This window comes from Massilia agri (assembly GCF_024753255.1).
GTDB lineage: Bacteria > Pseudomonadota > Gammaproteobacteria > Burkholderiales > Burkholderiaceae_D > Telluria > Telluria agri.
Genome location: NZ_JANUHA010000003.1, coordinates 82544 through 102180, shown reverse-complemented (window position 1 = coordinate 102180; position 19637 = coordinate 82544). Strand labels below are relative to the sequence as shown.

General features: G+C 65.7%; 19 protein-coding genes. 10 read left to right on the top strand and 9 right to left on the bottom strand.

Translation table 11 applies throughout. The features are described 5' to 3' along the window. Positions 1-33 precede the first annotated feature (33 nt). Positions 34-2370: a DNA topoisomerase IV subunit A gene (gene parC / locus NX780_RS05475; protein WP_258826847.1), complete on the bottom strand. Its 2337-nt coding sequence runs from the start codon at positions 2368-2370 to the stop codon at positions 34-36. A 31-nt stretch (positions 2371-2401) separates the two neighbouring features. Next, entirely contained in the window at positions 2402-4399 is a 1998-nt protein-coding gene (locus NX780_RS05470; RefSeq protein ID WP_258826846.1) for a DNA topoisomerase IV subunit B, read from the bottom strand. 218 nt (positions 4400-4617) lie between these two features. On the opposite strand from NX780_RS05470, the gene NX780_RS05465 reads away from it, so the two are divergent. The 3 genes from NX780_RS05465 to NX780_RS05455 all read left to right on the top strand — a co-directional run bounded on the left by NX780_RS05465 (position 4618) and on the right by NX780_RS05455 (position 7114). Next, positions 4618-5508 carry a response regulator gene (locus NX780_RS05465; RefSeq protein WP_258826845.1) on the top strand — a complete coding sequence of 297 codons (891 nt, stop codon included), beginning with the start codon at positions 4618-4620 and terminating at the stop codon, positions 5506-5508. 140 nt (positions 5509-5648) lie between these two features. Then, a complete protein-coding gene (locus NX780_RS05460) occupies positions 5649-6650 on the top strand; it encodes a gamma-glutamyl-gamma-aminobutyrate hydrolase family protein (RefSeq protein WP_258826844.1) in 1002 nt (333 codons plus the stop codon). Between the two features lie 122 nt (positions 6651-6772). Beyond that, a complete protein-coding gene (locus NX780_RS05455; protein WP_258826843.1) occupies positions 6773-7114 on the top strand; it encodes a hypothetical protein in 342 nt (113 codons plus the stop codon). A gap of 1 nt (position 7115) precedes the next feature. Here the strand turns inward: NX780_RS05455 and NX780_RS05450 are convergent, their stop codons facing one another. After that, positions 7116-7778, bottom strand: a complete 663-nt coding sequence (locus NX780_RS05450; protein WP_258826842.1) for an ArsR/SmtB family transcription factor — start codon at positions 7776-7778, stop codon at positions 7116-7118. A gap of 74 nt (positions 7779-7852) precedes the next feature. On the opposite strand from NX780_RS05450, the gene NX780_RS05445 reads away from it, so the two are divergent. Together NX780_RS05445 and NX780_RS05440 are read left to right on the top strand one after the other, a co-directional pair. Next, positions 7853-8185 (top strand): NIPSNAP family protein, encoded by a 333-nt coding sequence (locus tag NX780_RS05445; protein WP_258826841.1) that lies wholly within the window; start codon positions 7853-7855, stop codon positions 8183-8185. Next, positions 8182-8559 carry an antibiotic biosynthesis monooxygenase family protein gene (locus NX780_RS05440; RefSeq protein WP_258826840.1) on the top strand — a complete coding sequence of 126 codons (378 nt, stop codon included), beginning with the start codon at positions 8182-8184 and terminating at the stop codon, positions 8557-8559. The genes NX780_RS05445 and NX780_RS05440 overlap by 4 nt, the downstream gene beginning before the upstream one ends. A 6-nt stretch (positions 8560-8565) precedes the next feature. On the opposite strand, the gene NX780_RS05435 is transcribed toward NX780_RS05440, so the two are convergent. From NX780_RS05435 to NX780_RS05410, 6 genes are all read right to left on the bottom strand, one after another. Then, a complete protein-coding gene (locus tag NX780_RS05435) occupies positions 8566-9219 on the bottom strand; it encodes a hypothetical protein (RefSeq protein ID WP_258826839.1) in 654 nt (217 codons plus the stop codon). 101 nt (positions 9220-9320) lie between these two features. Continuing rightward, a complete protein-coding gene (locus NX780_RS05430) occupies positions 9321-10457 on the bottom strand; it encodes a YbdK family carboxylate-amine ligase (protein WP_258826838.1) in 1137 nt (378 codons plus the stop codon). Next, the gene (locus NX780_RS05425) at positions 10447-11649 is read right to left on the bottom strand and encodes a cation:proton antiporter (RefSeq protein WP_258826837.1); all 1203 of its coding nucleotides are present in this window, start codon (positions 11647-11649) and stop codon (positions 10447-10449) included. The genes NX780_RS05430 and NX780_RS05425 overlap by 11 nt, the downstream gene beginning before the upstream one ends. A gap of 185 nt (positions 11650-11834) precedes the next feature. Next, a complete protein-coding gene (locus NX780_RS05420) occupies positions 11835-13004 on the bottom strand; it encodes a vWA domain-containing protein (RefSeq protein ID WP_258826836.1) in 1170 nt (389 codons plus the stop codon). 3 nt (positions 13005-13007) lie between these two features. After that, positions 13008-13598: a GNAT family N-acetyltransferase gene (locus NX780_RS05415; protein WP_258826835.1), complete on the bottom strand. Its 591-nt coding sequence runs from the start codon at positions 13596-13598 to the stop codon at positions 13008-13010. Further along, the gene (locus tag NX780_RS05410) at positions 13595-14449 is read right to left on the bottom strand and encodes an AAA family ATPase (RefSeq protein ID WP_258826834.1); all 855 of its coding nucleotides are present in this window, start codon (positions 14447-14449) and stop codon (positions 13595-13597) included. Before NX780_RS05410 ends, NX780_RS05415 begins: the two co-directional genes overlap by 4 nt. Positions 14450-14626: 177 nt before the next feature. Here NX780_RS05410 and NX780_RS05405 point away from each other — a divergent pair, with 177 nt between their 5' ends. The 5 genes from NX780_RS05405 (at position 14627) to NX780_RS05385 (ending at position 19637) form a co-directional block, all read left to right on the top strand. After that, a complete protein-coding gene (locus NX780_RS05405; RefSeq protein ID WP_258826833.1) occupies positions 14627-14965 on the top strand; it encodes a c-type cytochrome in 339 nt (112 codons plus the stop codon). 10 nt (positions 14966-14975) lie between these two features. Next, complete coding sequence (locus NX780_RS05400; protein ID WP_258826832.1) at positions 14976-15314, top strand: c-type cytochrome; 339 nt, start codon at positions 14976-14978, stop codon at positions 15312-15314. 100 nt (positions 15315-15414) lie between these two features. After that, complete coding sequence (locus NX780_RS05395) at positions 15415-16911, top strand: SulP family inorganic anion transporter (RefSeq protein WP_258826831.1); 1497 nt, start codon at positions 15415-15417, stop codon at positions 16909-16911. Between the two features lie 40 nt (positions 16912-16951). Further along, positions 16952-18073: an AraC family transcriptional regulator gene (locus NX780_RS05390; RefSeq protein WP_258826830.1), complete on the top strand. Its 1122-nt coding sequence runs from the start codon at positions 16952-16954 to the stop codon at positions 18071-18073. Positions 18074-18161: 88 nt separating this feature from the next. After that, on the top strand, positions 18162-19637 hold the full coding sequence (locus NX780_RS05385; RefSeq protein ID WP_258826829.1) for an amidohydrolase family protein: 1476 nt from the start codon (positions 18162-18164) through the stop codon (positions 19635-19637).

The window sequence follows — 19637 nt, the reverse complement described above, 5'->3', positions numbered from 1 at the left end:
CCGGCTCGCGAGCCGGCGTTTCGTTTTACGCGATCAGGTCGCGCCGGCGTCGGTTGCCCGCATCGCCAGGTCCTGCGCCTTGAGCTTCGCCGACAGCGGCTTGCCCTTGCGCGCACGCTTGCCGAAGTGCGGCTCCAGGCCGGACGCGAACAGCTCCACCGTGCGCGGCTTGGAGCCGGCCCAGGTGCCGATGACGTTCACGCCCTTCTGGGTGATCGGCTGCGCCGCCAGCAGGGTTTCCTTCGGTTCGAGCTCCATCAGGATCACGCCGCGGCCGCCGTTGGTCAGCACCTTCATCTCGTCGATGCCGAACACCAGCACGCGGCCCTTCTCGGACAGGCAGGCGATCGCGCCCGCCGTTTCGCTGACGATCCGCGGGGCCAGCGGCACGGCGCCCTCGTCCAGGGTGATGAAGGACTTGCCGCCCTTGAGCCGGCTGATCATGTCGCCGGCCTTGGCGATGAAGCCGAAGCCGTTCGAGGTCGCCAGCAGCAGGCGGGTCTCCGGGTTGCCGGCGAAGTAATGCAGGATGCGCACGCCGCCCGACAGGTCGACCAGGGTCGTGATCGGCACGCCGTCCCCGCGCGCGCCAGGCAGTGCGGCCACCGGCACCGAGAAGGACTTGCCGTTGCTGCCGATGCCGATCAGCGAGTCGATCGTGCGGCACTCGAAGGCCTGCAGCAGCGAGTCGCCGGCCTTGAAGGTGAACTGGGCCGGGTCATGGCCGATGCCGGTGCGCGCGCGCACCCAGCCCTTCTCGGACACGATCACCGTCACCGGCTCGTCGATGACCTTCTGTTCGGCCACGGCGCGCTCGGCTTCCTCGATCAGGGTGCGGCGCTCGTCGCCGTACTGCTTGGCGTCCTGCTCGATCTCGCGGATGATCAGGCGCTTCATCGAGGACGGATTCTCGAGGATGTCTTCCAGCTTTTCCTTCTCGCTGCGCAGCTCGGCCAGCTCCTGCTGGATCTTGATCGCTTCCAGGCGCGCCAGCTGGCGCAGGCGGATCTCGAGGATGTCCTCGGCCTGGCGGTCCGACAGGCGGAAGCGCTCGATCAGCGCGGCCTTCGGCTCGTCCGAGTTGCGGATGATGGCGATGACTTCGTCGATGTTCAGCAGGACCGTCTCGCGGCCTTCCAGGATGTGGATGCGGTCGTTGACCTTGCCCAGCCTGAATTCGGTCCGGCGGCGCACGGTGACGAAGCGGAAGTCGATCCATTCCTGCAGGACCTCTAGCAGGCCCTTCTGGCGCGGACGGCCGTCGCCGCCGATCATCACCAGGTTCATCGGGCTCGAGGTCTCGAGCGAGGTATGGGCAAGCAGCATCAGCATGAACTCGCCCTGGTCCTGGTTCTTCGACTTCGGCTCGAACACGATGCGCACGGCTGCCTCGCGGCCCGATTCGTCGCGCACGGTGTCGAGCGCGCCCAGGATGGTCTGCTTCAGCGCCAGCTGTTCCGGCAGCAGGGTCTTCTTGCCCGCCTTGATCTTCGGGTTGGTCAGTTCCTCGATCTCTTCCAGCACGCGCTGGGCCGAGGTGCCCGGCGGCAGTTCGGTGACCACCGCCTGCCACTGGCCGCGCGCCAGTTCTTCGATCTTCCAGCGCGCGCGGACCTTGAGCGAGCCGCGGCCGGTCGCGTACATGTCGGCGATGCTCGAGGCCGGGGTGATGATCTGGCCGCCGCCCGGGAAATCCGGGCCGGTGATCAGGGTCATCAGCTCGGCGTGGGTGATCTTCGGGTTGCGGATCAGGGCCACCGCTGCGGACGCCACTTCGCGCAGGTTGTGCGAAGGGATCTCGGTGGCCATGCCGACCGCGATGCCGGAGGCGCCGTTGAGCAGCACCATCGGCAGGCGCGCCGGCAGCTGGCGCGGCTCGGTGGTGGAGCCGTCGTAGTTCGGCTGGAAGTCCACCGTGCCCATGTCGAGTTCATCGAGCAGCAGGCGCGACACCGGCGTCAGGCGTGCTTCGGTATAACGCATCGCCGCCGCGCCGTCGCCGTCGCGCGAGCCGAAGTTGCCCTGGCCGTCGATCAGCGGATAGCGCAGCGAGAAGTCCTGCGCCATGCGCACCAGCGCGTCGTAGACCGACTGGTCGCCGTGCGGGTGGAGTTTGCCGAGCACGTCGCCGACCACGGTGGCGGACTTGCGCGGCTTGGCGGTGTGGCCCAGGCCCAGTTCGTGCATCGAGTACAGGATGCGGCGCTGGACGGGCTTCTGGCCGTCCGACACGTCCGGCAGCGCGCGGCCCTTGACCACCGAGACGGCGTAGTCGAGGTAGGCGCGCTCGGCGAAGGTGGAAAGGGTGAGCGTCTCGACGTCGTCGGACGGCTCGTGTTGTTGTTCGAAGAGGCTTGCTTGCGTCGTCATGATCTATTCGTTCTGTTCGGCAGGCGCGACGTCAGATGTCGGCTTCCGTTTCGTTCCCGTGTTCTTCCAGCCAGGCGCGGCGGGCGGCCGCTTCGCCTTTGCCCATCAGCATATTGAAGCGCGAGGCCGATTCCGGCAGGCTGTACTGGCCGAAGGCGACCGGCAGCAGGCGGCGGGTGTCGGGGTTCATGGTGGTTTCCCACAGCTGTTCCGCGTTCATCTCGCCCAGGCCCTTGAAGCGGGAAATGCTCCACACGCCTTCCTTCAGGCCTTCTTTTTTCAGCTTGTCCTCGATCGCCAGCAGTTCGCCGTCGTCCAGCGCGTAGAGCTTCTGCAGCGGCTTCTTGCCGCGCGCCGGCACGTCGACGCGGTACAGCGGCGGCCTGGCGACGCAGATGTGGCCGCTGCGGAACAGGGCGGGGAAGTGCTTGAAGAACAGGGTCAGCAGCAGGACCTGGATGTGCGAGCCGTCCACGTCCGCATCCGACAGGATGCAGATCTTCCCGTAGCGCAGGCCGGACAGGTCCGGGTTGTCGTCAACGCCGTGCGGGTCGACGCCGATCGCCACCGCGATGTCGTGGATCTCGTTGTTCGCGAACAGGCGGTCGCGCTCGGTCTCCCAGGAGTTCAGCACCTTGCCGCGCAGCGGCAGGATGGCCTGGAATTCCTTGTCGCGGCCCATCTTGGCCGAACCGCCCGCCGAGTCGCCCTCGACCAGGAACAGTTCGTTGCGGGTGATGTCGGTCGATTCGCAATCGGTCAGCTTGCCCGGCAACACGGCCACGCCCGAGGACTTCTTTTTCTCGACCTTCTGCAGCGAACGCAGGCGCGACTGGGCCTGCTTGATGACCAGTTCGGCCAGCTTCTTGCCGTATTCGACGTGCTGGTTCAGCCACAGTTCGAGCGGCGGACGGGTGAAGGTCGACACCAGCTTGACCGCGTCGCGCGAGTTCAGGCGTTCCTTGGTCTGGCCCTGGAACTGCGGGTCCAGCACCTTGGCGGACAGCACGAAGGAGACGCGCGCGAACACGTCTTCCGGCAGCAGCTTGACGCCTTTCGGCAGCAGCGAGTGCATCTCGACGAAGCTCTTCACGGCGCCGAACAGGCCGTCGCGCAGGCCGGATTCGTGGGTGCCGCCGCTGACGGTGGGGATCAGGTTGACGTAGGACTCGCGCACCACGCTGCCTTCTTCGGTCCAGGCCACGACCCAGGCCGCGCCTTCGCCCTCGGCGAAGCCTTCGTCGCCGGCGGCCGCGTACTGCGCGCCCTCGAACAGCGGGATCACGGTCTGGCCACCCGAGGTCTGGGCCAGCGCTTCGGTGAGGTAGCCGCGCAGGCCTTCGTCGTAGCGCCAGGTCTGGACGTCGCCGGTCTTGGCATTGGTGAGCGTGACGGTCACGCCCGGCAGCAGCACGGCCTTCGAGCGCAGCAGGCGCTGCATGTCGCCCAGCGGGATGACGGGCGAATCGAAATATTTTGGATCGGGACGGGCGGTGACGCGGGTGCCGTTCTTCTTGCCGCCGCGTTCAGCCGGGCGCGAGCTCAGGGGCTCGACCAGATCGCCGTTCTCGAAGGCCAGGTCGTGCACGCCATTGCCGTCGTCATCCTTGCGCCAGACGGTGATTTCCAGGCGCGTCGACAGCGCGTTGGTGACCGAGACGCCGACGCCGTGCAGGCCGCCCGAGAAGGCATAGGCGCCGCCCGAGCCCTTGTCGAACTTGCCGCCCGCGTGCAGGCGGGTAAAGACGATCTCGACGGTCGGCACGTTTTCTTCCGGGTGCAGTCCAACCGGGATGCCGCGGCCGTCGTCTTCGACCGTGACCGAGCCGTCCGTATTGAGCGTCACGGCGATGTTCTTGCAGTGCCCGCCCAGCGCCTCGTCGGAGGCGTTGTCGATCACTTCCTGGATGATGTGCAGCGGATTTTCGGTCCGGGTATACATGCCCGGACGCTGTTTCACGGGTTCGAGTCCCTTGAGGACGCGGATGGATGATTCGCTGTAGTCGGATGCGGGTTTCTTGGAAGCCATGCTGATATTCTTAAATTCGATGCTTGCGCATTCTATCTTGTCGCGCGGAAAATTTTGATCTTTTCAAGCGATCCAACTGTGCTTGTTAGTCCGCACCATTGTGCTAGATTAAAACGATATGGTCAGGAAGATGCCAAGGGCAGCTTAAAAACCGTCGCGGGCGGCATGCCGCGCGCAGCAGGTTTTTCGGCTGCCCCCAAGGAAAGGCTGGAAGAGCGATGCACGCACCCAGATATCCGTTCACCATCCGCCTGGTCGGGTTCGCGCCGGCTGAATGCGCGCAACTGGAACACCTGCTCGCGCAAGCCCCTGCGACAGGGCCGTCGTATTTTTGCCTGCACGACGACAGTTTGCAAGAACCCGACCTGTATATCGCCGATGGCGGCAACCCCGCCGCCCTGGCGCGCTTGTCTTGCCTGCCGCCCGGCGCCCTGCAGCCCATTCTCCTGATCGGCGGCGACGGCGCCAGCTGCCTGCGTACCCTGCCGCGCCCGGTCGACCCAAGCCGACTTTGCACGACCCTGGCCGAACTGCTCGACGCCCGGGTGCAGGCGCAGGCCGCGCTGGCCGCCAGCGGGCAATGCAGCCTGCCGGAGCGCCGCCGAAGGCCTCGGCTGGGGCCGGATACCGAGGCCCCGGCCTATTACCAGCGCATGCGCCAGGGGCCGCCGGACGGCGCGGTGCTCATCATCGACAAGGGCGGCGCCTTCCGCGACCACGTGGCGCGCGTGGTGCACGGCAAGCTCGGCGCCGCTTACGACGCCGGCCTCGGCAACGGCAACCGCCCCGGCGCCGGCTTGCCCGGCAGCGCCCGGCCGGTCGAGTGGACCGACAGCTGCCGCGCCGCCGTGCGCCTGTGCGACGAAACCCCGGTCTCCCTGGTCATGATCAACACCTGCGCGCCCGGCATCGAACCGTATAGCCTGAGCAGCGCCATCAAGTCCCAGGAAGGGGCAGGGCGGACCGCCGTGCTCTTTCTTGTCGGGCAATCGTTCAAGTACGACAGCCTGCGCGCCCGCGATGCCGGCGTGCGCGGCCTGCTCGACAAGCCCGTGGCGGACCGTCACCTGGTGGCGACCTTCCAGAAGCTGCTGGCCCTGCCTGCCTGAAAAACTACTGTAATTGCATACAGTATTAACCGAAATTGGAATTCCCGCAAGCTGCCGTTTTCACAACGCCTGGCGGAGGAGACCGGGAATTTGTAACAAATTCGAATCGTGCGCTGCCGTGACGCGGCTATATTGGTGTCATGGTGGAAGAGCAAAAAAAAACAGTCAAGGAAGCGTCCGGCCCCCCGATCGAAAAGCGTCCCGATACGCCGGTAAGAGTGCCTGACCGGCGCGCGACCCAGGGGCAGACCGTACGCGGGTATGCCAAGTACCTGCGCGACGGTGATACGCCGCTGGCGCTGGTGGGCCGGGTCATGAGCTCGCGTTGGCGCGCCGTGCGGGAGCGCTTTAACCGCGACTTCATGAACCGCACGCTGCACATCGGCGTGTCGGCGCGCATTTTCCACCCCGAACCCGGCGCCCGGGGCCTGCTCAGCAAGAATCTCCAGTATCTCGAGGAATCGATCGCCCAGTGGGTGATGTCGCGCGACGTGCTGGTCTTCATGATCCCGACGGTGAATACCAATGGGCTGCTCCACCCCAGCAACATCACCCTCCGCCATTACGCGCGCCACCTCGACGGCCTGGTGCTGCAGGGCGGGGCGGACGTGGCGCCGCAAACCTATTCCGAAGTACCGACCCGGCCCGAATGGAGCGGTGACCGCGCCCGCGACGTCTACGAGCTCGAGCTGTTGCACGAATTCGTCGACGCAGGCAAGCCGGTGCTGGGCGTCTGCCGCGGCTGCCAGCTGATCAATGTCGCTTTCGGGGGCACGCTCTACCAGGACGTCGCCACCAACGTCCCGGAAGCGCTGGCCCATGTGCACGACATCTACGATGCCCACCGCCACGCCGTCCGCTTCCCTGCCGGCTCCACGCTCGGCAGGATGTTCGGCCACGTCGAGCGGCCCATCGTCAACTCCATCCACCACCAGGCGGTCAAGGAGCTGGGGCGCGACATCCGCGTCGAAGCCTATTCCGAGCCGGACGGCATCGTCGAGGCGATCCGCTACGAACGCGCCGATTTCGTGATGGGCCTGCAATGGCATCCGGAATTCCACCGCGCCGGCGGCACCGAGCTGCTGGACTGCACGCCGGTGCTGGACGAGTTCCTGCGCGCCGCGCGCGAGACGCGGCTCTGATCTCCGGAGTTTGTTTCACCTCGAACACGTTTGCCGAAAACGCTTGCTTTCGTCCGATGACCGGACAATAATTGAATGAGAATGATTCTCATTTGATTGGCGACCGTTCAGGAGACGTGTGTATGACTATTCCTTTCGCAGACCCGGCCTCGACCCCGCAGGAGCCGCGCAGCCAGGACGTGATGCTGGTGGCCTCGCTGCTGCACCTGATGTCGCATTACACCGCACGCGGCGACGGCGAGCAGCCCTGCGTGAAGCTGGCCTCGGTGATCGAGCGCCACTTGTGCGCGCTGTCGCGCCTGCCGGATATCGACCCCGTGCTGCGCGCTACCTGCGAGCAGCTGGCCGAGCGCTGGGCCGGCCTGGTGGACGAAAAGCTGCCGCGCCCCCAGCCGGCCAAGCAGCCGCTGCTGGCGCGTTTCATGAAAGGCCAATGGGGCGGCAAACCAGTCGCTGCCGGCTGAATCAGTCCAGCCAGTCCCGTAGCGCCGCTTCTCCCGCGGCGCTGAATGCCATGACACGGGAATCTGGCACCCGTTTGGCCCATCCCAGCTGTTCGAAGCGCGCCAGGAGCGCCGCGCCGAGCGTTCCGGCAAGGTGATGGCGCCGCTCGCTCCAGTCCAGGCAGGTGCGGCAGAAGGGACGGCGCCCCTTGGGCTCCACCAACTCCACGCCGAGCTTTTCCATGGCCTGTGATCCCAGCGGCGTGAGGGCGATCCCGCCTGGATCCAGCGCGAAGGCGCCGCGCTGTGCCAGCTTTTCATACACCAGCACCCCCAGTTCTCCCGCCAGGTGGTCATAGCAGACCCGCGCCTTGCGCAGCGCCGGCTCGCGCGGGCCCACATGCGGCGATCGCGCGAGGGCGGCCGCGCCCATCAGGCTCTCCAGCATCTGCGCGACGTCCTCGTCGGCGATGCGGAAGTAACGGTGCCGTCCCTGCTTCTCGACTGTGAGCATGCCGGCGTCGACCAGCTGCGCCAGGTGGGTGCTGATGGTCTGGCGCGTGACGCCCGCGGAGTCCGCCAGTTCGGTGGCGGTGAGGGCGCGGCCGGCCATGAGTGCGCTCAAGACCTGGCCGCGTGCGGTGTCGCCGACGAGCGCGGCGATGGTGGTGATATTCGGTCCCATGCTTCGATCTTAGCCGAAGCATCCGGGCATGCAAACGTCCAGAATGGCCGCATCCATTCACACGAGGAGTTCGCATGACCATCACCTGCTTCATCCGCTACCAGATCGATCCCTTCCAACGCGAGAACTTCCGGCGCTACAGCGAGAACTGGGGGCGCATCATTCCGCGCCTGGGTGGACGCCTAGTGGGCTACTTCCTGCCGCACGAGGGGACCAATGACGAAGCCTGGGGCCTGGTTGCCTTCGACAGCCTGGCTGCCTACGAGGCCTACCGCAGCCGCCTGAAAACGGATCCGGAAGCCCGCGCCAACTTCGCGCTGGCGCAGGAACAGCGCTTCATCCTGCGCGAATGGCGCACCTTCACGGAAGTGGTCGAGGGTACGCTGGGGCGCGAGGCGTTGTCATGATTGCCGTGATCTTCGAGGTCGAGCCGGCCGAGGGGCAGCGCCAGGCCTACCTCGACATTGCCGCCGGGCTGCGTGCGGAGCTGGAGACGATCGACGGCTTGGTGTCGATCGAGCGCTTCGAGTCGCTGTCGCGCCAGGGGCGCATCCTGTCGCTCTCGTTCTGGCGCGATGAAGAGGCGGTGACGCGCTGGCGCAATGTGGAAGCGCACCGCGCGGCGCAGGCGCAGGGAAGGAGCGGGATCTTCCGCGACTACCGGCTGCGCGTGGCACATGTTGTGCGCGACTACGGGTTGCACGAGCGCACAGACGCGCCCCAGGATTCGCGCGACGTGCATGGTGGGTCCATTCGCTGTGATCGCCAGGCTGCGCCATGAAGCCCGTCATGCACCGTCGATATGCAACTCGAACAGAGATTTGCCAAACTTGTCGCGAACAATCAAGGCTTGTCCTTCCAGCACGACATCGTGGAATCGATGCGAGTACACGACTTCATCCGGCAAGGTTCTAAGAATCTCCTGAGCAAAAACCTGCCTCTCCCCATGCTTGACCTCCAATATCAGATGAAAGGATGAGAGGTCGAGTTCACACAGCAATCTGCATGCGAGTCCAGCCGAACGAAAGGTCCTTGCCGAGTGCACCCACTGATTTCTGTAGCCCAGCTTTCTAAACGACTCAATTGCTTCGTGAAATAGCTCTACCGGCAGATCTTCATCCCTGCCGCACTGCATGAAGCCGGTGTGGAGCAAGCCAATGAAATACTCGGGAAGATCTTCTTCTGCAGTTCTTTCATACTCTGCGATATCAAAAGGAACTTCTACTTCCAGGGTGTTGGAAGAATTCTTGTAGCTCGAACCGGAAGCAGTGCTTGTACAGACCACGCAGATCCGGTTGAAGCCCTGGGTTTGAACCTTTCGATCAGCCAGGAAATGCTGGACGTAATGACAGATGAATCGCGTCTGGTTTCTGAATGCGCGTGCTGAATCACTCTTGAAGGTACCCAGGTCGGGGTAAAGAAATAGTCCGGTGAAGCGCATGAATATCCATTCCCTGGCAGATCACATGCCGTGCCTCCCTGACACGAGCTCAGCCTTGATTCTACCGTGCTGCCACCGCCAATCCTGCGGCGTGCCGGACCCTAGCGGATACGCATGCGCCGCTCGCCCCGGAAGCGCTGGATGGCGGCATTGACCACGCCTTCCACGCTGCCCTCACGCTCGAACACGTGCCGCAGCTGGGTCGCGTCGCTCCCTTCGCGCGCCGCCTCGGCCAGGTGCTGCAAGGCATCCACGCTGCCCAGCGCCTCCGCATGCGGCATCATCTTCTCCAGCGTGGTCAGGATGTCCTCGCGCAGTGGCAGCGATTCGTAGGTCTTCGGATGCGTGATCGCACCGTCCAGCCCGAAGCGGCAGGCCTGGAAGCGGTTGTAGTTGTAGACCAGGTAGTCGTCCTCGACGGGCGCCGCCTCCGCGCGCGTGAGCAGGTAGCGGCACAGGGCCTGCAGGTAGGCGGCGATGGCGGCGGCCCGTTCCACCGTCAGCGGCGTGTCGCACACGCGCAGCTCGATGGTGCCGTATTCGGGCTTGGGCCGCAGGTCCCAGTAAAAATCCTTCATGCTCTTGATGATGTTGGTGCGCTCCATCTTGGCGAAGTACACGTCGGTGAACTCCTGCCAGGTATGGACGAAAGGCGCACGCCCGCTCATCGGGAAGGCGAACACGGAATTCAGGCGCGCCGACTGGAAGCCGGAATCAACGCCCTGCACGAAGGGGGACGAGGCGGAGAGTGCGATGAAGTGCGGCAGGTAGCGGTTCAGCGCGTGCAGCAGGTAGAGGGCGTCGTTGCCGTTGGCGCAGCCGATGTGCACGTGCTGGCCGAAGACCGTGAACTGCTTGGCGAGGTAGCCGTAGAGCTGCGACAGGTATTCGTAGCGCGGCTTGCTCGAGATCTTCTGTTCCGACCAGTGCTGGAAAGGGTGGGTGCCGCCGCCGGCGATGCCGACATTGAGCTGGTCGCCGGCCGCAACCAGGGTGTCGCGGATGTCCAGCAGCTCGGCCAGCAGCGGGCCGTAGGACGAGTGCACGCTGGAGTTAATCTCGATCATGCTCTCGGTGATCTCGGGCGTCACATTGCCCGGGAAAGGCTTGCGCCTCAAGAGGTGCAGCAGGTCGGGCGCGGCCGCCGTCAGGTCGAAGTCGGACAGACTGACCAGCTGCAGTTCGAGCTCGACCCCGAAGGTGAGCGGCTGGGAGGAGCTGAAGGCTTCAAGCGGCATGGTTCTGCTCCGGCGCCTCGGTGGACGATTCGCGCGCCCAGACCAGGGCGCGCTGGATGATGACGGGGCCGAACACTTCCAGCAGCATCGTGACCGCCGCCATCGCGCGCAGCTCCTCGACCACGTGCACGCCGGCGTGGCGCGCATGCTCGATCAGCAGGATGACGAACACCGACAGCGGCGCCAGGCCCAGGCCGGTGAGCGCTCCCTTGCGCCAGGAGACGCCGGACAGGTGGGCGAAGGCCATCACGCCCGCGGTCTTGGCGATCTGGCGCACCAGCACCACGATGACGGCGAGCGCGCTGCCGGTGGCGATCTGGCGCCAGTCGAGGGTCGAGGCGGCGTAGAGGAAGAGCAGCACGGTGAGCAGCTCGCCCAGCGGCCCGAAGTTACGCTGCGCCTTGCTGAAGGCGACGCGGCGGTGGCGCGCCGTCAGGCCGAAGCTGAGCGCGGCGATATAGGGTGAGAGCGTACCGGCGTCGCAGATCGCGACCAGCAGCACGGTGGCCAGGGCGAAGGCCACGGTCGCGTCCTGGCGCGGGTTGTGGATGGTGCGCAGCAGGGCCGGCACCACGAGGCCGAACACGGCGCCGATGAGTAGTGAACCGGCCAGTCCGACCGTGCTCTGCCACAGCGCCTCGCCCAGGGCGTCGAAGGTACGGAAGATCCAGAAGCCGATGATGGCGTTGAAGGCGAACACCGCCAGCACGCAGTTCTGGGCGGTCAGGTGCAGCACCCGTTCGGTCACCTGGCCCGAGCTGCGCTGCTCGTTGATGACGCGCACGATCGTGGCGGGCGAGGTGCCCATCGACAGCGCGGCCATCATCAGCGCGATCAGCTGCGGGCTGCCGAAGGCGAGGGCGACCAGGTAGACCGCGGCGAAGGTGAGCAGGGCTTCCGCCAGGCCGGCTACCCCGACCCAGGGATTGACGCGCAGCCAGCGCAGGTTGATGCGGTAGCCGAGTTCGAAGAGGATCAGGCCGAAGGCGACGTCGGCCAGCAGGGCGACCGGGCCGGCATCGGGCGCCGGCAGCACGCCGATCTGCGAGGCGCCCAGGGCGAAGCCGACCAGGCCATAGAAGCTGATGCGCGGCAGGCCGGTCCAGCGCTGCCCGAACTCGCCTGCCAGCCAGGCGACGGCGAGCGCGATCGGCCATGCGAGGCTGGTCAGGATGGGCAGCAGGTCGGGCATCGGGTCCCCTGTATCGAATTGGGTTTCGTAGGGTGTTCGGCTTCGCCGAACGCGCGTTCAACTAACGCATGAGCTGCTACTGATCGTCCGGGAGTTGAACGCGCGGTCGGCATAGCCGACCACCCTACAGTATGTTGGCAATTCTACAAGAGGGTTTGTCGCGCACGATTGATGTGCGAAAGCTCCTACTTGCTCAGGAGGCGCATTGCCCGCTCCAGCCCTTCAAGGGTAATCGGGAACATCCGGTGATTCATGATCTGCCGGATCACGGCGATCGACTGCCGGTACTCCCACAAGTGCTCCGGCTCCGGATTGAGCCAGGCGAACTTGGGGAAGGCGCTGGTGAAGCGCGCCAGCCAGGCCGCGCCGGCTTCCTCGTTGTTGTACTCGACCGAGCCGCCCGGGGCCAGCACCTCGTAGGGGCTCATGGTGGCGTCGCCCACGAAGAGAATGCGGGTGTCGGCCGGGTACTTGCGCAGTACGTCCCAGGTCGGGAAGCGCTCGCTGTGGCGGCGCCGGTTGTTCTTCCACAGGTAGTCGTAGACGCAGTTGTGGAAGTAGTAGAACTCCATGTTCTTGAATTCGTTCTTCGCCGCCGAGAACAGCTCCTCGACGCGCTCGATGTGGTCGTCCATCGAGCCGCCGACGTCGAGCAGCATCACCACCTTGATGCGGTTCTTGCGCTCGGGCTGCATGCGGATGTCGAGGTAGCCCGCATTGCTGGCGGTGGCGCGGATGGTGTCGTCCAGCGCCAGTTCTTCCGCCGCCCCCGTGCGTGCAAAACGGCGCAGGCGGCGCAGCGCGACCTTGATGTTGCGGGTGCCCAGCTCACGCTCGTCGTCGTAGTCGCGGTAGCTGCGCTGCTCCCAGACCTTCACCGCCGTGCGGTTGCGGCCCTGGCCGCCGATGCGGATGCCTTCCGGATTGGTGCCGCCATTGCCGAAGGGGGAAGTGCCGCCGGTGCCGATCCACTTGTTGCCGCCTTCGTGGCGCCCCTTTTGTTCCTTCAGCAGTTCTTCCAGGCGCTGCTGCAGCTTGTCGTAGCCGAGCTTTTCCAGCGCCGCCTTCTGCTCGGGCGTGAGCTCGCGCTCGAAGCGCTTGAGCAGCCAGTCGAGCGGAATCTCGGCCTTCTCGTCGAACACGGCGTTGACGCCCTTGAAGTAGGCGCCGAAAGCACGGTCGAATTTGTCGAAGTGGGCCTCGTCCTTCACCAGCGTGAGGCGCGCAAGGTAGTAGAACTCGTCCAGCGAAGGCAGGATCACCTGGCGCTGCATCGCTTCCAGCAGCGTCAGGAATTCCTTGATCGTGACCGGGACCTTGGCGTCACGCAGGGCGTAGAAGAAATCGATCAGCATGGTTCAAACCCTTGCGTGCCGCTCCAGCCGCTCATGCAGGCCGCGTTTAATCGCCGGCCATTCCTCGCGCAGGATGCTGTACATGACGGTATCGCGCACCGTGCCGTCGCGGCGCAGGGCCTGGTGGCGGATGACGCCATCCTTCTTCGCGCCCAGCTTCTCGATGGCGGCCTGGGAGGCGAAGTTCTCGCAGTCGGTGCGCAGGCCGACCACGCCACAGCCGAGCGTATCGAAGGCGTGCGAGAGCAGGAGCAGCTTGCAGCTGGTGTTGACATGGCTGCGCTGCACGCGTTTCGCATACCAGGTGTAGCCGATCTCGACGCGGTCGACCAGCGGCAGGATGTCGTGGTAACTGGTCGTGCCGAGCACCGCGCCGGTAGAGGCGTCGATCACGGCGAAGGCCACGCGGTCGCGCATCTCGAGCGCGGTCGTGATGTACTGCAGGGCGTTGTGCGGCTCCGGCACGCTGGTCACGCGCAGATTCCACAGTTCGCCGTCACTCGCCGCCGCGCGCAGGCCGTCCTCATGGTGCGGCGCCAGCGGTTCCAGCCGCAGGCCGTTGAACTCGAGCGTGACCGGGCCGGCCTTGATCATCGGTTGGTCCTCGACATATAGACCAGGCGCTCGAACAGGTGCACGTCCTGCTCGTTCTTGAGCAGGGCGCCGTGCAGCGGCGGCACGATCGCTTTTCCGTCCTGGCTGCGCAGGGCGTCAAACGGGATGTCCTCGGCCAGCAGCAGTTTCAGCCAGTCGAGGAATTCCGAGGTCGAGGGCTTCTTCTTGATGCCGGCAACCTCGCGCAGCTCATAGAAGCTCTGCAGGGCGGCGGCGAGCAGGTCCTGTTTCAAGGTAGGGAAGTGGACCTTCACGATATCCATCATCGTCTCGCGGTCCGGGAATTTGATGTAGTGGAAGAAGCAGCGGCGCAGGAAGGCGTCCGGCAGCTCCTTCTCGTTGTTCGAGGTGATGATCACCAGCGGGCGGTGCCTGGCCACCACCATCTCGCGCGTCTCGTAGACGTAGAACTCCATGCGGTCCAGCTCGCGCAGCAGGTCGTTCGGGAATTCGATGTCGGCCTTGTCGATCTCGTCGATGAGCAGCACCACCGGTTCCGGCGCGGTAAACGCCTGCCACAGCACGCCCTTGACGATGTAGTTGTGGATGTCGCGCACACGTTCGTCGCCCAGCTGCGAGTCGCGCAGGCGCGACACCGCGTCGTACTCGTACAGGCCCTGCTGGGCCTTGGTGGTGGACTTCACGTGCCACTGCAGCAGCGGCATGTTCAGGCTTGCCGCCACTTCCTCGGCCAGCATGGTCTTGCCGGTACCCGGTTCGCCCTTGATGAGGAGCGGGCGGCCGAGGGTCAGCGCGGCGTTGACGGCCAGTTTCAGGTCGGCGGTGGCAACGTAGTTGTCGCTGCCTTCGAAGCGTGGGGAAGCGTGCATGGGCGTTCTGGATCGAAGTGAAATGAAGGGGAGTATATGCCAGAACCGGAGCGTCAACAGGCCGCGTGCGTTTGTAGACTGGTGTCAACTCTTCAGATAGAATCGGCAGGTTGGTAGTCCATTTGCTAACTTTTTGTGCGTTTGCGGTATTCGAATTACAACTAACGAGCCACACCCATGAAAAAATCTTTAGCACTACTGGTACTGGCCGCGTTGGCCAATACCGCCGCCGCGGCGGAAGTTGTCGGCAATCCCAAGGCAGCACCCAGCAAGATCGAAATGTGCATCGGCTGCCACGGCATCCCGGGCTACAAGGCGGCCTTCCCCGAGGTCTACCGCGTTCCGATGATCGGCGGCCAGTCTGCCAAGTACATCGAATCCGCACTGCACGCCTACAAGAAGGGCGACCGCAAGCATCCGTCGATGCGCGGCATCGCCGTCAGCCTGAGCGACCAGGACATCGCCGACGTCGCCGCGTATTACGCGCAGCAGACTCCCGCCACCGTGAAGCGCTGAGGACCCGACAATGAAGAAATTCGCTATTGCGCTGCTCGCCTGCGCCCTCCCGTTCGCCGCATCGGCCGCCGACGTCTCGAAGGGCGAAGCGTTGGCCAAGAAGTACAACTGCGCATCCTGCCACGGCGCGGACTACAACAAGCCGATCGACCCGAGCTACCCGAAACTGGCCGGCCAGCACGCCGACTACCTGGCCCACGCCCTGCGCGCCTATAAACGCGGCGCCGGCGCGAATGGCCGCACCAATCCGATCATGGCGGGGCAGGTGCAGCCGCTGTCGAACCAGGACATGGCGGACATCGGCGCCTACCTGGCCAGCCTGCCGTCGAACCTCGTGGTCAGCAAATAAGCATGTAAAGACACGGTTGCCGGCGCCAAGCTGGTAAACTGACGATCCCCCTGACCGGTCAGCCGGCAGGGGGATTTTGTTTTCGTCCTTGCTACCGCTTATGTCCCCATCCCATATCAAGACCAACCTGCTCAGCGGCCTGACCGTCGCCCTGGCCCTGGTCCCTGAAGCCATCGCCTTCGCCCTGGTCGCCCAGGTCTCGCCGCTCACCGGCCTGTATGCCGCCGTGCTGGTCGCGCTCGTCACCTCGAGCTTCGGCGGCCGTCCCGGCATGATCTCGGCCGCGGCCGGCTCGCTGGCGGTGGTGATGACGGCGCTGGTGGTGCAGCACGGCGCGCAGTACCTGTTTGCGGCCGTGGTGCTGATGGGCGTGCTGCAGCTGCTGTTCGCGCTGTTCCGGCTCGGCAAATTCATCCGCATGGTGCCGCATCCGGTGATGCTCGGTTTCGTCAACGGCCTGGCGCTGGTGATCTTCGTTGCCCAGTTCGGCCACTTCAAGACGGGTGGCCAGTGGATGGCCGGCGCCGAATTGTTCACCATGCTGGCGGTGGTGGCCGCGACCATGGCCGTCATCTACCTCACGCCGCGCATCACGAAGGCGGTCCCGGCGACCCTGGTCGGCATCCTGCTCGCCACCGCCGGCTGCGCGCTGCTGGGCATCGACACCAAGACCGTGGGCGACCTCGGCTCGATCGCCGGCGGCCTGCCGAGTTTCGCGGTGCCCGAGGTGCCGTGGAACCTGGAGACCCTGCGCATCGTCTTCCCTTATGCGCTGGTACTGGCCAGCGTCGGCCTGATCGAGTCGCTGCTGACCTTGACCCTGATCGACGAGATCACGGACACCCGCGGACAGCCGAACCGCGAATGCCTGGCGCTGGGCGCGGCCAACGTCGTCACCGGCTTCTTCGGCGGCATGGGCGGCTGCGCCCTGATCGGCCAGAGCATGATCAACGTGAACAGCGGCGGCACCGGGCGCCTGTCGGGCATCGTCGCCGCGCTGTTCCTGCTCTCCTTCATCCTGGTCGGCTCCAGTTGGATCGAGCAGATCCCGCTGGCGGCCCTGATCGGCGTGATGTTCGTGGTGTGCGAGAAGACCTTCGAATGGGGCACTTTCCGCCTGTTCGGCAAGGTGCCGCGGGCGGATGCCCTGGTGATCGTGCTGGTGGCCGGCATCACCCTCGCTTTCGACCTGGCGGTGGCGGTGCTGGTGGGCGTGATCGTCTCGGCGCTGGTGTTCGCCTGGCAGCACGCCAAGCAGATCCGCGTCGCCACCAGCATCGATGCGCAGGGCTGGAAGGTCTACGAGCTGGAAGGCACCTTGTTCTTCGCCTCGGTGAGCGGCTTCCAGGCCCTGTTCACGCCAAAAGAAGACCCCCAGGACGTGGTGATCGAATTCTTGCGCGCCCGCGTGGCCGACCATTCGGCGATCCAGGCCATCGACGCCCTGGCCGAACGCTACCGCGCCGCGGGCAAGCGCCTGCACCTGCGCCACCTGAGCCCGGACTGCCGCGAGCTGCTCGAGCGCGCCCGCGACATGATCGAAGTGAACCTGCCCGAAGATCCGCGCTACCACGTCGCCGACGACAAGCTCGCCTGATTCGGGCAGAATGGCCGGATGAGCGATTCGTAGCGTGCACGTGTTGACGACCATCCTGTCCGGACTCTTCCTGCTGGCCATCGGCCAGGGCCTTTTCCTTGCCGCCGTGCTGGCCCTGCTCGGCACACGCCGGCCGGAGGTACGCGCGGCCAACGGCCTGCTCGCCGCCCTGATGCTCTTGTGCGTGGCCGTGGTGGGGCACGCCTGGCTGGGCATCGCCGGCCTGTACCCGGCCTGGCCGCACAGCGCGCTGGCGGTCCTGCCCCTGGGCTTCGCGACCGGGCCGCTGCTGTATCTCTACCTCTCCCGCATCCTGCATGACCGGCCGCTGGGCCGGCGCGCATGGCTGCACTTCCTGCCCTTTGTGCTGGTGACGCTGGCGCTGCTGCCTTTTTATTTGCAGCCTGCGAGCGCCAAGCTGGCCTGGATGCGAAGCCTGGACGGCCCGCCCTGGTATGCGGGCCTGGCGGCCATCGCCAAGCTGCTGATCTTCCTGGCCTACCTGCGCGGCTGTTATCGATTGCTCAAGGGGGCGGACGGAAACCCGCTGGCGCCGGGACTGCGCCGCCTGCTCGGGATCTGGCTGGTCGGCGGCCTGCTCAGCATGCTGGCCCTGGCGCTCGAATTCGTGCTGCCCGTGTCCGCCGACGTGGTGGGCGCCCTGGTGCTCCTGTACTTCCTGTATGCGACCGCCTACCTGGCGATCCGCCAGCCGCTGGGCTACCGGCCACCGGTCCCCGAGCCTGCACCCGAGCCGAAGCCGCGCTACGGCGACCGCCTGCTGCCGGACAGCGAGCGCGGCGCCTTCCTGGTTCGCCTGGAAGCCTGCATGAAGAACGAGCAGCCCTGGCGAAACGGCGAGCTGAAACTGGAAGAACTGGCCGAGCGCCTGGCATTGAGCGCGCACGAGCTGTCGCAGCTGATCAACGGCGCCTGTGGGGTCAACTTCCAGGACTACCTGAACGGCTACCGGGTGGTAGCGCTCAAGGAGGCGCTACGTGACCCGGCCCGGGCCGGGCACACGATCCTCGACCTGGCCATGGACTCGGGCTTCAACAGCAAGAGCGCCCTGAACCGGGTATTCAAGGCGCATACCGGGATCACGCCGGGTGAATACCGGCGCCAGGGAAGGGGAGAAGAAGGGGCGCCGGCAGGGGCCTAGAGGTCCCGAATCATGATTTGCGACGCTTGCCCCCCTGTCTCGGGCCAGACTCCAGGCTCCGTTTCAACGAATCGATAGGAGTCGTCGCATGAAGTTCGCTGTTCTCTCCATTGCCGTGCTGGCGTCCGCACTGCAGGTTTCCGATGCCGCCGCCGAGGCGGTCTGGATCACCAACGTCAAGCTGGTCTCGCCCGAAAAGCTGGACCGCATCGAGCCGGGCAGTGTGCTCGTCAAGGATGGCCGCATCGCCGCCGTCCACCGCGGTTCAAAAGCGCGCATGCCGGCGGGCGCCCGCCGTATCGACGGCAAGGGCTATTACCTCACGCCCGGCCTGATCGACTCCCACGTCCACCTGCACGCGGTGCCTGGCATGAGCATCGAGCAGGCCAAGGAAGAGCCCCAGCTCGCGGAAAGCTACCAGCGCCAGCTGCCGCGCTCCTTCCTCTACTACGGCTACACCACCGTGGTCGACCTGGCGGTGGCCGACGAGAAGGTGATCGAACGCTTCCGCGCCGCGCCCCTGCACCCGGAGGTCGTCCATTGCGGTCAGCCTCTGCCCATCGCCAACGGCTATCCGATGTCCTTCATCTCCAGGGCCAACCGCTTCGCGCTCTTCCCGAACTACGTCGTCGACCCGAGCAAGCCGACGCCGATCCCTCCCGGCGATCGGCCGGAAGACCATACGCCGCAGGCCGGCGTGGCGCGCGTCAAGGCGGCAGGGGCATCCTGTGTGAAGACCCACTTCGAGCGCGGCTTCGGCGCCGAGCGCAACCTGCCGGTGTGGAGCCCGGAACTGTTCGCCGAAGTGCGCGCCGCCGCCAGCGCCAACAAGCTGGCCCTGGTCACCCATGCGAACTCCTTCGAGGGCCAGCGTTTCGCGGTGGACGGCGGGGCCGACGTGCTGGCGCACGGCATGTGGCACTGGGGCGGCCTGAAGGCCGGCGCGGAGCTGCCCGGCGAGATCCGCGCGCTGCTCGACCGCGTCGTGGTGCAGCACACCGGCTACCAGCCGACCATGCGGGTGCTGGTCGGCCTGGAGGCCTATTTCGACAAGGGCTACCTGCGCCACCCCGGCGTGCGCAAGGTGGTGCCCAAGGCGCTGGCGGACTGGTATGAAACCCCAAGCGGCAAGTGGTTCGGCAAGGAGCTGGCCGAGGGGCACAGCGACGAAGAGATGCTGGAATCCGGGAAGGAGCCGCTGCGGCGCCTGCGCCAGGTGGTGGCCTATCTCGCCGCGCGCGATGCGAACATCCTGTTCGCCACCGATACCCCGTCCTCGCCGACCTACGGCAACCTGCCGGGACTGAACGGCTACCTCGAGATGCAGCACCTGGTGGATGCCGGATTGACCCCGGCCCAGGTCCTGCGCGCCGCCACCATCAACAATGCGCGCGCCTTCGGCGTCCAGGACCGGGTCGGCACCATCGAGGCGGGCAAGAACGCCAACCTGCTGCTCCTGAAGGAGTCGCCTTTGGTGAGCGTGAAGGCCTGGGACAGCATCGTCACGCTGTGGGTCGGCGGCAGGCAGGTCGACCGCGAGCAGCTCGCGGCCGGCGCGCCCTGA

Bases quoted from the DNA above. Each gene is read 5' to 3' on its own strand.
- NX780_RS05470 (WP_258826846.1), bottom strand. From the start codon at position 4,399: ATGGCTTCCAAGAAACCCGCATCCGACTACAGCGAATCATCCATCCGC.
- NX780_RS05405 (WP_258826833.1), top strand. From the start codon at position 14,627: ATGAAAAAATCTTTAGCACTACTGGTACTGGCCGCGTTGGCCAATACC.
- NX780_RS05410 (WP_258826834.1), bottom strand. From the start codon at position 14,449: ATGCACGCTTCCCCACGCTTCGAAGGCAGCGACAACTACGTTGCCACC.
- parC (WP_258826847.1), bottom strand. From the start codon at position 2,370: ATGACGACGCAAGCAAGCCTCTTCGAACAACAACACGAGCCGTCCGAC.
- NX780_RS05450 (WP_258826842.1), bottom strand. From the start codon at position 7,778: ATGGGACCGAATATCACCACCATCGCCGCGCTCGTCGGCGACACCGCA.
- NX780_RS05445 (WP_258826841.1), top strand. From the start codon at position 7,853: ATGACCATCACCTGCTTCATCCGCTACCAGATCGATCCCTTCCAACGC.
- NX780_RS05455 (WP_258826843.1), top strand. From the start codon at position 6,773: ATGACTATTCCTTTCGCAGACCCGGCCTCGACCCCGCAGGAGCCGCGC.
- NX780_RS05425 (WP_258826837.1), bottom strand. From the start codon at position 11,649: ATGCCCGACCTGCTGCCCATCCTGACCAGCCTCGCATGGCCGATCGCG.
- NX780_RS05420 (WP_258826836.1), bottom strand. From the start codon at position 13,004: ATGCTGATCGATTTCTTCTACGCCCTGCGTGACGCCAAGGTCCCGGTC.
- NX780_RS05395 (WP_258826831.1), top strand. From the start codon at position 15,415: ATGTCCCCATCCCATATCAAGACCAACCTGCTCAGCGGCCTGACCGTC.
- NX780_RS05430 (WP_258826838.1), bottom strand. From the start codon at position 10,457: ATGCCGCTTGAAGCCTTCAGCTCCTCCCAGCCGCTCACCTTCGGGGTC.
- NX780_RS05415 (WP_258826835.1), bottom strand. From the start codon at position 13,598: ATGATCAAGGCCGGCCCGGTCACGCTCGAGTTCAACGGCCTGCGGCTG.
- NX780_RS05385 (WP_258826829.1), top strand. From the start codon at position 18,162: ATGAAGTTCGCTGTTCTCTCCATTGCCGTGCTGGCGTCCGCACTGCAG.
- NX780_RS05465 (WP_258826845.1), top strand. From the start codon at position 4,618: ATGCACGCACCCAGATATCCGTTCACCATCCGCCTGGTCGGGTTCGCG.
- NX780_RS05400 (WP_258826832.1), top strand. From the start codon at position 14,976: ATGAAGAAATTCGCTATTGCGCTGCTCGCCTGCGCCCTCCCGTTCGCC.
- NX780_RS05460 (WP_258826844.1), top strand. From the start codon at position 5,649: ATGGTGGAAGAGCAAAAAAAAACAGTCAAGGAAGCGTCCGGCCCCCCG.
- NX780_RS05440 (WP_258826840.1), top strand. From the start codon at position 8,182: ATGATTGCCGTGATCTTCGAGGTCGAGCCGGCCGAGGGGCAGCGCCAG.
- NX780_RS05435 (WP_258826839.1), bottom strand. From the start codon at position 9,219: ATGCGCTTCACCGGACTATTTCTTTACCCCGACCTGGGTACCTTCAAG.